This is a genomic window from Bacillus sp. FSL K6-2861, from assembly GCF_038630725.1.
GTDB classification, from domain to species: domain Bacteria; phylum Bacillota; class Bacilli; order Bacillales; family Bacillaceae; genus Bacillus; species Bacillus velezensis.
Map to the genome: position 1 here is coordinate 1,779,981 of NZ_CP152037.1, position 13,436 is coordinate 1,793,416.

A 13,436-nucleotide genomic window follows, 5' to 3' on the forward strand; every position below is an offset into this window, starting at 1 on the left:
GTGAAGAACTTCAATAAGCAAATCACTTTATCGCTGAAAAATCCGTTTATTTTACATCATGACGTTTACGGACAAAAAGTCCTTCCGGGATTGGCTTATATTGATATGTTTTATCAGATTTTCAAAGAGCGCGGCTATTCATACGACGGGCTTCAGCTGCGCCATTTATCCATATATCAGCCGCTTATTGCGAAAGAAGACAGCGCCGTCAAGCTTACGGTTGAATGTACAAAGGTAAAAGAAGGGCGCTGGAAACTTACCGCAAAAGGGGCTGAGGTCAGCGGCGGACGAGTACAGCCGGAAGAACGTATTTACGTCAAAGCGGAAATGCACGAGACGGCACCCGCAATTTTCAGTGACACGCTTGATCTTGACTCTGTCAAACGCGAGGCGGAACGCACCATCGATTTAAATGAGCTGTATGCACAATGCAGAAGCCAGGAATTGGTTCACAGCGGATATATGAAAGCAGAAGGAGAAGTGTTTGAGGAGCGGGACGGCGTCATCTTTGATGTATCGCTTGGAAAAGACGCGATGGGACAGGCCGGGGGGTTTTTGTTCCATCCGACTCTTCTTGACGGAAGCGGCGTCGGCGCAAACCTACTGATCTCATCACTGTTAAATGGGGAAAAGAGGCTGTTTCTGCCTCTTTTCTACGAATCTTTTACAGCTTCCGAACCTTTGCAGAGCGGCTGCATCACGAGAATCAAACGTTCGTCGCTTCGGCAGGAAAAGGAGCTCATTTACATTACACTGGAGTTTTTTAACGCATCCGGCCGAAAAGTAGCCGAGCTGAAAGATTTCACAAGCAAGCTCGTGCGGGATGCCGAGCTGATCAATACAGAACGAAAGCCAGCTGAGAAGTCTCCTGAAAAAGCCGGTTTACCGGAAGTTGCGGCATCGCTTGAAGGCGGACACCTGCATGAGGAAGCGGAACGGTATGTCATGAATCTGATGGCTGAAAAAATCGGCAAGCCGCTTGAACAGATTGATTCTCAAGTCGGCTACTATGAAATGGGGTTGACATCGTCCGGACTGCTTGACGTCGTCGAAACGATCAGCGAAAAAATCGGCGAAACCCTTTCTCCGACTTTGCTGTTTGAATATACGACGGCAGCAGAGCTGGCAGCTTTCCTGACTGAGCAGTACGGGAGCCATTTCAGCGCGCCTCCGGCAAAAATGGCGAAGCCGGTTGAGCCGCAAACAGAAAACAGGCGGAAAAGCAGTGTGCCGCTAGATGAAGATATCGCGATTATCGGCATGGCCGGCCGCTATCCGCAGGCCGAAAATATTCATGAATTCTGGGAAAACCTGAAAGAAGGAAAAAACTGTGTCACCGAAATTCCGGAGTCTCGCTGGGACTGGCGCCGGTTTGAAAATGTAAAGTCGCCTTCCGGTAAGAGCATTTCAAAATGGGGCGGATTTATTGATGATCCGGATTGCTTTGATCCTCAATTTTTCCGGATTACGCCGCGGGAAGCTGAAACAATGGACCCTCAGGAACGGCTGTTTTTACAAACATGCTGGGAAACGATTGAGGATGCCGGATATACGCCGAAGTCGCTCGCAGAGGCGCGCGGACGGAATAAGAGACAGCGCGTCGGCGTCTTCGCAGGGGTGATGCATAAGGATTATACGTTGGTCGGGGCTGAAGCTTCTTCTGAAGATCATGTATTCCCGCTTTCTCTTAATTATGCGCAAATCGCAAACAGAGTTTCATATTTTTGCAATTTTCACGGGCCGAGCATGGCGGTCGATACGGTCTGTTCATCTTCGCTGACTGCGGTTCACCTTGCTGCGGAAAGCATTCGGCGCGGGGAATGTGAATCGGCGGTTGCCGGAGGGGTCAATTTGTCGCTGCATCCGAATAAATATCTGACATACGGTTTATGGGACATGTTTTCAACAGACGGGGTTTGTCATACATTCGGGAAAGACGGAGACGGCTATGTACCGGCTGAAGGAATCGGTGCCGTTTTATTAAAACCGCTGCGAGAGGCGGTAAAAGACGGAGACCGGATTTATGCGGTGATAAAGGGCAGTGCCGTCAACCACGTGGGGACAGTGAGCGGAATTTCCGTGCCGAGTCCTGTCGCGCAGGCCGATTTGATTGAAGAATGCCTGGACAAAGCGGGCATCGATCCGCGCACGGTCAGTTATATTGAGGCGCACGGGACGGGAACTTCTCTCGGCGATCCGATCGAGGTTCAAGGCCTTGTCAAGGCGTTCCGCCAGTACACACAGGACAAACAGTTCTGTTCGATCGGATCAGTGAAGTCCAATATCGGCCATGCGGAATCGGCTGCGGGCATCAGCGGCTTAAGCAAGGTTGCCCTGCAGCTTCACCATAAAACTTTGGTGCCGTCTCTTCATTCGGAGGAGCTGAATCCGTATTTAGATTTTGAACAATCACCGTTTTACGTCCAGCATCATACCGAAGCATGGCAGCAGCTATCAGTGACGGAAAACGGAAACGAAACCGTATATCCCCGGCGTGCGGGCATCAGCTCTTTCGGGGCGACAGGTTCAAACGTGCATCTCATTCTGGAGGAATTTATCCCTGAAGAATCACACGGAACAAATGCTGAACCGGCAGAAGAACAGACATTCATTTTCCCGGTTTCAGCCCGGAATGAAGAACGGCTAAAAGAGTACGTTGCGAAGCTGTCTGCATTTATTCATCCCGGCCTGCCGCTTGAGGATGCGGCGTATACACTTCAGATCGGCCGTGAACAGATGGAGGAGCGGGTTGCGTTCACCGCTCAGGATATGACACAGCTCAAAGAGCGGCTGGAAGGCTTTCTGGCGGGTAAAACGGTCAGCGGGTGCTGGCGGAACCGAGCCGATAAAAGCAAACAGGCAGAGCTTGCTCCGGACTTGATACATAAATGGCTTTCTTCCGGGAGACTGGAGATGATTGCCGAAAAGTGGGCCGGCGGAGGAACGATGGATTGGAATCTCTTGTACGGTGAAAACAAACCGAATCGGATCAGCCTGCCGACATATCCGTTTGAAAAAATCCGGTATTGGGTGCCGAAGGCGGAGAAAAGAGAATCGCTGCCGCAAAAAAATGCAGGCATGCTGCATCCGCTCCTGCATGAAAATGTATCAAACATGTCAGGCGTCCGTTTTCGGTCCTCGTTTAGCGGCGGAGAATTTTTCCTGAAAGATCACGTCGTCAAAAACGAGCGGACGTTACCGGGCGCGGCTTATCTGGAAATGGTCCGGGCGGCCGTGGAACATGCGGCAGAAACGAAGGAAGAAGGAACAGTCCGTCTGAAACATGTCGTATGGATACGTCCGTTTACAGCGGCGGATGAGTCCGCAGAACTGTACCTCCGTCTTTATGACGAAGAAAATGGAGAGATGGGATTTACGGTTTACAGTGAATCGGCTTCCTCGGAAGAAGAGCCCGTACTCTATGCGCAAGGAAGCGCGGCGTTTGTCCGAGCGGGCGAACCGGCCAAAATCGAGATTGACAAATTAAGAGAGTCACGCCGTCTGATCACACCTGACGCTTGCTATCAGGCATACAAACAGATGGGGATTGAATACGGGGATGCTCACAAAGCGGTCACGGAAATCTATGCAAACGACAGCAAAGTGCTCGCGAAGCTTTCACTCCCGTCATCTATTTCTCATACAAAAGATCAATTTGTCCTCCATCCGAGCCTTTTGGATGCGGCCTTCCACGCGACAATCGGGTTAATGCTTGACAGAGACGGGACTGACATAAGGCCGATGCTGCCATTTGCTCTCGAACAGGTTGATGTGTTGAAAAGCTGTAAAAGCAATATGTGGGTTTCCATTGCGTACAGCAACGAAAGCAAGCCTGAAGATGCCGTTCAGAAGCTGGATATTGATGTATGTGACGAACAAGGCAATGTATGTGTGAAAATGACTGGTTATTCCGCACGGGAAATTGAAACGGATAAAACAGATACACTATATTTTGAACACGTATGGGAAGAGAAGACCGCTGTACATGAAGAAGCGTCGATCCATTTCAAAGCCCGTCACGTGATGATATCTGACCGGTTTACGGATCAAATGAACAGCATACAGACAGACTTCAGCTGTCATGTGCTCCGTGATCAGCATAAGAGTGAAGACGAACGGTTTGAAGCTTGTGCGCTTCAGGCGTTCGAAGAAGTGAAGAAAATCCTCGCTTCAAATTCCGGCGGGCGCGAACTCATTCAGATTGTCGTGCCTCAAGAAGCGGATACGCAGCTCCTTTGCGGCTTAACGGGGCTTTTGAAAACAGCGGCGCTTGAAAACCCGAACCTGACCGGCCAGCTGATTGAATTGGAGCCGGACGTCAAGGCAGACATTCTGTCCCGATATGTAAGTGAATGCAGCGCTCATCCTGATGACAAGCATATTCGCTATGAAAACGGCAGGCGCTATACGGCACAATGGCAGGAAACGGGTCTTGAACAGTTCGGCGCCGAAAAGCCGTGGAAGGATAAAGGTGTTTATCTGATCACAGGCGGTGCGGGCGGACTCGGATTTTTATTCGCCAGAGAAATCGCCCGACATGCAAAAGACGCCGTTCTTATTTTAACGGGGCGTTCTCTGTTGGATAACCGTAAAAAAGCCCAGCTTCAAGAACTGTCCGATCTCGGCGCGCAAGCTGTGTACAAACAAACGGACATGACGGAAAAACAAGAAGTTCAATCGCTCACAGCGGACATCTGTCGGCAGTACGGCGGCTTAAACGGTATCATACACAGCGCCGGAACGATAAAAGACAACTATATTCTGAAAAAACACAAAGATGAAATCCGTGATGTACTGGCGCCGAAAGTCTCCGGGCTGGTTCATCTTGATGAAGCGGCAAAGGACATTGAGCTTGATTTTCTGATTCTTTTCTCTTCCGGAGCCGGAAGCGCCGGAAGCGCGGGCCAGGCTGATTATGCGATGGCCAATGCGTTTATGAACGCCTTCAGTGAAAAAAGAAACCGTAAAAAAGCCCGAAATGAACGCTATGGACACACCCTTTCAATCTGCTGGCCGCTTTGGAAAGACGGCGGCATGACGGTTGATGCTGAAACGGAAGCCATGCTGACAAAAGAAAGCGGCATGGTCCCTATGCAAACAGAAAACGGAATTCAGGCTTTATACCGCGGGTGGGCGGCAAACACATCCCAAGTCATGGTGACGGAAGGCTACGCCGCAAAAATCCGGACGTTTCTGAAAAAATCAGCGGATGATCAGCCGGATAAGGGCAGCGAAACGGAAGAAACGGCAGGTCTTACAGCAGGCGGAGAGAACATGCTTGCAGAAAAAACGGAGCATTTCTTGAAACAAGTGCTTTCGGAAGTGACCAAACTTCCTGTCGGCAAAATTGATGCCAAGGCGCCTATGGAAGATTACGGAATTGATTCGATTATGATTATGCATTTGACGGGCCGGCTGGAAAAGAGCTTCGGCTCATTATCAAAAACATTGTTTTTCGAGTACCAGAATATCGAATCGCTGGCGCAGTATTTTATGAAAGCACACCGGGACACGCTGCTGGAAGTGACCGGGATGAAAACAGAAGAAACCCCTGCAGCCAAACCTGCGCTGTCTGAGAAAGCGAAAGTAAAGCCCGTTTTCAAACGGAATGAAGGCAAAAAAGGCTTTGCGCAAGTCCGTCCGGAAACGCGGGAAAATCAGCAGCTAACAGAGCGTGAAGATATCGCGATTATCGGTATATCAGGACGATATCCGCAGGCCGAAAATCTTCAGGAATTTTGGAAGAATTTGAGTGAAGGCACTGACTGCATAACCGAAATTCCAAACGATCGCTGGGATCACAGTCTTTATTACGACGCTGATAAAGATAAAGAAGGCAAGACGTACGGAAAATGGGGAGGATTTTTGAAAGACGTGGACAAATTTGATCCGCAATTCTTCTCTATTTCGCCCCGTGATGCAAAATTGATGGACCCGCAGGAGCGGTTATTCCTGCAATGTGTCTACGAAACGATGGAAGATGCCGGTTACACGCGCAAAAAGCTCACGGAAAAATCGGGTGATTTGCTTGGCGCCAATGTCGGTGTTTACGTCGGCGTCATGTACGAGGAATATCAGCTTTACGGAGCCGAAGAACAGGCGCGCGGAAAATCGCTTGCGCTGACCGGAAATCCGTCATCAATTGCGAACAGGGCTTCCTATGTATTCGGTTTTAACGGCCCGAGCATTGCTCTGGATACGATGTGCTCTTCTTCTTTAACAGCCATTCATCTGGCATGCCAAAGCTTGCGGAACGGGGAATGCGAGGCAGCATTTGCCGGGGGCGTCAATGTATCCGTTCATCCGAATAAATATTTGATGCTCGGCCAGAACAGATTTTTATCAAGCAAAGGCAGATGTGAAAGTTTCGGAGAAGGCGGAGACGGTTATGTGCCCGGTGAAGGAGTGGGCGCCGTACTCCTTAAGCCGCTTTCTAAAGCAAAAGCGGACGGTGATCATATTTACGGCCTGATCAAAGGAACGGCCGTGAACCATGATGGAAAAACAAACGGGTATTCCGTCCCGAATCCGAACGCCCAAGCCGCGGTGATCAAACAGGCGTTAAAAGACGCCGGAACCGATCCGAGGGCGGTCAGCTACATCGAAGCCCACGGCACCGGGACTTCACTCGGCGATCCGATTGAAATCACGGGTCTGACAAAAGCCTTTTCAGAACAAACACAAGATAAACAGTTTTGTGCCATCGGCTCAGCGAAATCCAATATCGGGCACTGTGAAAGCGCGGCGGGCATCGCGGGTCTGACGAAGGTGCTCCTGCAAATGAAACATAAGCAGCTCGCACCGTCACTGCATTCCCGAACGCTTAACCCGAATATTGATTTTCTCGCTACGCCGTTTAAAGTGCAGCAGACGCTTGAAGAGTGGAAAAGACCGGTCATAAATGAAAACGGAGTAAATAAAGAATTGCCGAGAACCGCGGGGCTTTCCTCATTCGGAGCCGGCGGCGTCAACGCTCATATTGTCATCGAAGAATATTCCGCTGATGAGGATAAGGAGACGGCTTATGCTGCGCCTCATCCGTCGATGATCGTCCTTTCCGCGAAAAATGAGAAACGGCTTCAAAAACGGGCGAAACGTCTTCTTGATGCACTGCGGAGCGGGCGTTACCGGGAAGCAGATCTGAGCCGGATCGCATATACGCTTCAAATCGGCCGTGAACCGATGGAAGAGCGTCTCGGAATGATTGTCAGCAATTTGCGCGAGCTTGAAGAGAAGCTTGACGAATTTACGGGCGGCAAGAAGTCAATTGACCAGCTCTACCGCGGACAAGTCAAACAGAATAAAGACACGATGGCGCTGTTTGCGGCTGATGAGGACATGGAAAAAACCATTGAGGCGTGGCTTGAAAAAGGCAAAGCCGCAAAGGTATTAGAGCTTTGGGTGAAGGGCCTTCCGCTGAATTGGGATAAACTGTATCAAATGGGCAGACCGCAAAAAATCAGTCTCCCGGCCTACCCGTTTGCAAAAGACCGTTATTGGATCGACATATCAGCAGATGCAGCTGTTAAAAGACCGGCCGAAACACAGTCTGCGCCGATCGCACCGGCGGCCGTCCCGGAACCGGTCATTGAAGTAACAACTCTTCACGAGGAGACTGTCAAAGAAAAACCGTCAAACATTACACTGCAGCCTTTGAGCGGCGCGAAACCGAAAAGAACCGTACAGTCTGTTTCCCGTCCGGCGGTTTCCGCTGAAAAAGTAAGTGCCGTATTGACCGAAAGTTTGGCAGACGTTTTATATATGGATGCCGACGATATCGACGCAGACGACACATTTATTGATATCGGCATGGATTCAATTACAGGTCTTGAATGGATAAAGTCTGTTAATAAAGCATACGGCACGTCCCTTACGGTGACGAAAGTATATGATTATCCGACAATCCGCCAGTTTGCGGCTTTCTTGCAAAAAGAGCTCGGGACAGAACCGATCCTTGAGGAAGCAACCGAACCGCAGAAAACAGAGGCCGTGAAAAAACCGTCAAACATCATGCTGCAGCCTTTAAACGCTCATAAGCAGCATGTGACACAAGCAGAAGCGGATATTCTGGAGGCGATGTCAGAAACGGCAGCTTCCGCCGAACCGGAAGAACCGATTGAAGCGGTGCATGATGAGTTATCAAAAGCACTGGCTGATGTATTGTACATGGAGCGGCATGAAGTAGATATTGATGAGGCCTTTATTGACTTGGGTATGGATTCGATTACCGGTCTTGAATGGATAAAGGCCGTCAATAAACGGTACGGCACGGACTGTAACGTAACGAAAGTGTATGATTATCCGACAATCCGTCAATTTGCCGATTTTCTGCGTACGCAGCCGTCTGTCCGCGGAAGAAAAAAACAGGCGGTTCCCGTACGTCCAAAGCCGCTTACGCAGCAACATGCCCCGCAGGAGAAAACACCTGCCGAGCAGGAGAGATTAACGGTTCAAAAGGAACCTGAACCGGTGCAGGCCAAACGGGAGCCTAAAGACGAGATAGCGGACGCGATAGCCATCGTCGGCATGTCGGGCAAGTACCCAGATGCGCCGGACCTAAAGACGTATTGGGACAACTTAGCCCGTGCGAAAAACGCCATTCGCGACATCCCGCTTTCCCGCTGGGATGTAAACAAATACTATGATCCGGCCTTAAACAAGAAGGGCAAAGTATACTGCAGATCAATCGGTATGCTTGACGGCATTGAAGAGTTTGATCCGCTGTTCTTTAATATATCTCCGTCTGAAGCGGAACTTATGGACCCGCAGCACCGGATATTTTTACAGGAAGGTTTTAAAGCCTTTGAAGATGCGGGTTACAGCTCAAAAGAATTAAACGGGAAAAATTGCGGCGTTTATTTGGGGATTATGAACAATGAATACGGCATGATGTTAAACAAACATCAGACAGGAGGAAGCGCGACGGGCAACAGTTTCAGCATCGCGGCGGCCCGCCTGCCTTATTATCTCAATTTGAAAGGGCCGGCCATTCCGATCGATACGGCATGCTCTTCATCTCTCGTCGGAACTCATTTGGCGCGTCAGGCGCTGTTGAATCATGAAATTGACATGGCGCTTGTCGGCGGTGTGACCTTGTATTTAACGCCTGAATCATACATTAGCATGTGTGAAGCAGGAATGCTGTCTCCTGACGGCCAATGTAAAGCATTTGATAACAGTGCGAACGGATTTGTGCCTGGCGAAGGCGCGGGGGCGCTCGTTTTGAAGAGGCTGAAAGATGCGGAAGCCGATCAAGACCATATTTACGGAGTCATTATCGGATCTGGAATTAACCAGGACGGAAAAACCAACGGCATTACCGCACCAAGCGCGAAAAGCCAAATGGATTTAGAGCGCCAAGTGTATGAAGCGCACAACATCCACCCTGAGAGCATCACCTATGCGGAAATGCACGGCACCGGCACAAAGCAGGGGGATCCGATTGAATTAGAAGCCCTGTCTTCTGTATTTAAGGAAAAAACGGATCGTAAACAATTTTGCGCCATCGGTTCGGTTAAATCGAATATTGGACATACGTCGGCGGCGGCAGGTGTAGCAAGCGTCCAGAAGGTTCTGCTGTCGATGAAACATCAGCAGCTTGTGCCGACCCTTCATTTCAGCACGCCGAATGAACATTTTGATTTCGATGACTCGCCTTTATTTGTCAATACCGAACTCAAACCTTGGGAAACAGGCGGAGCACCGCGGCGGGCCTGTGTCAGCTCATTCGGCTACAGCGGCACAAACGCTCATCTCGTTATCGAAGAGTATCAGCCGAAAGACCGGGGAAGCCGTAAGCCTGATGAGACAAACATTTTTGTGCTGTCGGCGAAAAAAGCGCTGCAGGTAAAAACCTATGCCGAGTCTGTGATCGAATTTGCAAAAGCCAATCAGAATATCAATCTTTCAGATATGGCGTACACGCTTCAAACCGGGCGTGATGCGATGGATTACCGTCTTGCGGTTACAGCCGGTTCGAGAGAAGAACTGATCAGCCGTTTAACCGATTTTGTAAACGGAAATACGGGTGAAGGGATATATGAAGCCCATATCAAAACGGCTAAAAAAGAAATCAAAGCATTTGAAACGGACGATGACCTGAAGCAGCTTGTGAGGTCATGGTTCGATAAGAAAAAATACGCCGAAATAGCGGAATTGTGGGTCAAAGGGATCCAGATGGACTGGGACAGACTCTATCAAGGCGAAAAACCCCGCAGAATCAGTCTGCCGGCTTACCCGTTTGCGAAGGAGCCGTACTGGCTGCCTGAGCCGAAAGCCGTACCGCAGGAAACAGAAGACCGGCGCGAGGCTGTGCTTTTAGAAAAGCAATGGGTTCCGTGTGAGATCGATTCGGCCGGTGAGAAAAGCGGCAGGACGGTCATGATTCTGGCTGATGCAAGAACAGCGGAGCTAGCCGAAGAGACTGCAAAGCATTTCGCTGACTCATTCATTCTCCCGGTCGATTCGGCTGACACTGCAGCTAGCGATTGGAATCACATAGATGGCGCAATCGATCTGACGGGATGCGGAGACGAAGACCCTTCACTGGAAGGGATCAGCCGGCTCCAGACTCTGATTGATACAAGCCGCCGGCAAGCGCGGCCGCTGACGCTGCTATATGTAACAAAAGGCTTGGAGCCATTTCAGCAGAAAACGATTCATCTTGCAGGAGCGGCAAAAAGCGGCCTGTACAGAATGCTTCAAAATGAGTATCAAAACGTGACGTCCAGACACATGGATGCCGATACAGATACGGATCAGCAGACGCTTGCCGAACAGATTGCAGATGAATTTTCGGCGGACAGCACAGAACCGGAAATCTGCCGCCGAAACGGACAGAGATACCGTGCTTTATTCAGGGAGATTCCAAGCGGGAAGCGAGCAGAACATAAGCCCGCACCTTTTCCTGAAGACCATGTGCTTTTCATTACCGGAGGCACGAGGGGACTGGGTCTCTTATGCGCCCGCCATTTCACAGAAAAACACGGCGTGAAAAAAGTAGTGCTGACAGGCAGGGAGCCGATTCCTCCCCGTCATAAACGGTCAGCCGTTAAGACGAGGCTGAAAGAGAAGATACGGGCGATTGAAGAGCTTGAAGCAAAAGGAGTGCAAGTGGCGGTGATCAGTCTGAAATTGTCTGATCATGATGCGGCGGCAGCGGAAATTGAAACGATCCGGCGCACGATGGGACCGATCGGCGGCGTCATTCACTGTGCGGGATCGGTTAATTCAGTAAATCCGGCGTTTATCAGAAAGACTGCCGGCGACATACAAGAAGTGCTGGAACCGAAAGTCGCCGGGCTTCAAACATTAAGCAGCCTTTTCACAAATGATCCTTTGCAATTTTTTGTCTTATTTTCTTCAGTATCTGCAGTCGTTCCGGCGCTCGCGGCGGGACAGTCGGATTATGCGATGGCAAATGCGTACATGGATTATTTCGCGGCGGCTTATCAGCATCAATATCCGCTGGTCAGCATTCAATGGCCGAACTGGAAGGAAACCGGATTGGGTGAAGTCCGCACAGAAAGCCTGAAGCAGACCGGGCTGCTGGGACTGTCCAACGCGGAAGGACTTGACTTGCTGGACCGTATTTTATCTGAAAACATCCGCCCGTCCGTTCTGCCGGCTATCGTTGATCGGAGCGAATGGCATCCTGACAGGCTGCTCTGTCAAGAGAAAACACAAAAAGCCGTAATAAACGGCAAAGCCGCTGAAAAACATTCAGACAGAGAACTGCTTCTTGATACGAAGGCGTGGCTTGTGAAACTGTTTTCCGATGAGCTGAAAATCGCTCCGGAAGAACTGGAAACAGACGAACCGTTTCAGGATTACGGGGTTGATTCGATCATTTTAGCGCAGCTTTTACAGCAAATGAATCAAGCGCTCAAAGAGGACTTAGACCCATCTGTTTTATATGAACATCCGACGATTGACGCGTTTGCCGAATGGCTTGTATCCAATGGGCAGCCGCTGCTTGCAGAAAGGGAGGAGCATGATACAGAAATCTTGGTTCCGGCTGCCGTACAAACGGTTCACACTGAACAAAAGCGTGATGCCGTAACTGAAGACATTGCCGTCGTCGGAATGAGCTGCCGTTTTCCGGGAGCGGAAACGTTAGAACAATATTGGGACTTGCTGAGAAGCGGTAGGTCCGCAATCGGCTCCGTCCCGGCGGAACGTTTCGGATATGCAAATCAATACGTTGCGGGATTGATTGACAATATGGATCACTTTGATTCCGAATTCTTTTTCATTCCGGAAAACGACGCGAAAGCGATGGACCCTCAGGCATTGGCGGTGTTGGAAGAGAGCTTGAAACTTTGGTGCCATGCCGGCTATTCCCGTGAAGAAATCAAGGGTATAGAGGCCGGTGTGTATATCGGAGGCCGCAGCCAGCATCAGCCTGATCCTGAAATTCTTGCGAATACCCGCAACCCGATCGTTGCGGGCGGGCAGAATTATTTAGCGGCAAACGTTTCGCAATTTTTTGATCTGCGCGGGCCGAGCATCGTGCTTGATACGGCTTGTTCATCGGCTTTGACAGGAATGAACATGGCCGTTCAGGCACTGAGAAGCGGCGATATCAAAGCGGCGGTAGTTGGCGGGGTCAGCCTGCTGAACACGGATGCGGCGCACCGGATGTTCCAAGAGCGCGGGCTGTTAAACGAAAAACCGGCATTTCACGTATTTGACAAGCGTTCAGGCGGAGTTGTCCTCGGTGAAGGCGTCGGCATGGTGCTGTTAAAAACAGTAAGCCAGGCGCAAAAAGACGGCGACACGATACACGCGGTCATTAAGGCCGCCGCCATGAACAATGACGGCAGAACGGCAGGCCCGTCAGCTCCTAATATGCAGGCGCAAAAAGATGTCATGCAAAGCGCGCTTTTCAAAAGCGGCAAAAAGCCGGAAGACATCAGTTATATCGAAGCAAACGGATCGGGTTCCGCGGTGACTGATTTGCTTGAGCTGAAGGCGATTCAATCCGTATACCGCTCAGGCCAGCATGTTCCGCTCGGCATCGGGTCAATCAAGCCGAACATCGGGCATCCGCTTTGCGCAGAAGGCATCGCAAGCTTTATTAAAGTCGTATTAATGCTGAAGCATAAACAAACGGTTCCGTTCCTCTCAGGAGATGAACCGATGCCGCATTTTGATATAACAAAGACAGATTTTCATTTTCATAAAACAGCCGGTGAATGGGATGCAGCCAGACCGTCAGCAGCCATCAACTGCTTTGCCGACGGCGGAACGAACGCCCACGTCATTCTGGAAGCTTGGGAAGAAAAAGATACCGGAATGAAAAGAAAGCCGCTGCCGGTACCGTCATTAAGACGTAAGGCTCTGGTAAAAGAACCTGACGCACCGGCGGAGAAACAAGAGCTTCCTGCGAAAAAAATGTTTTGGAAAGCATTTAAATGAGAGAGGAGTGGGAAGGA

The 13,436-nt window shown here is 50.2% G+C and carries 1 protein-coding gene; it reads left to right on the plus strand.

Annotated elements, in window-relative coordinates:
* A complete protein-coding gene (locus tag NYE62_RS08755) occupies positions 1-13,419 on the plus strand; it encodes an SDR family NAD(P)-dependent oxidoreductase (protein WP_342497372.1) in 13,419 nt (4,472 codons plus the stop codon).
* Positions 13,420-13,436 lie beyond the last annotated feature (17 nt).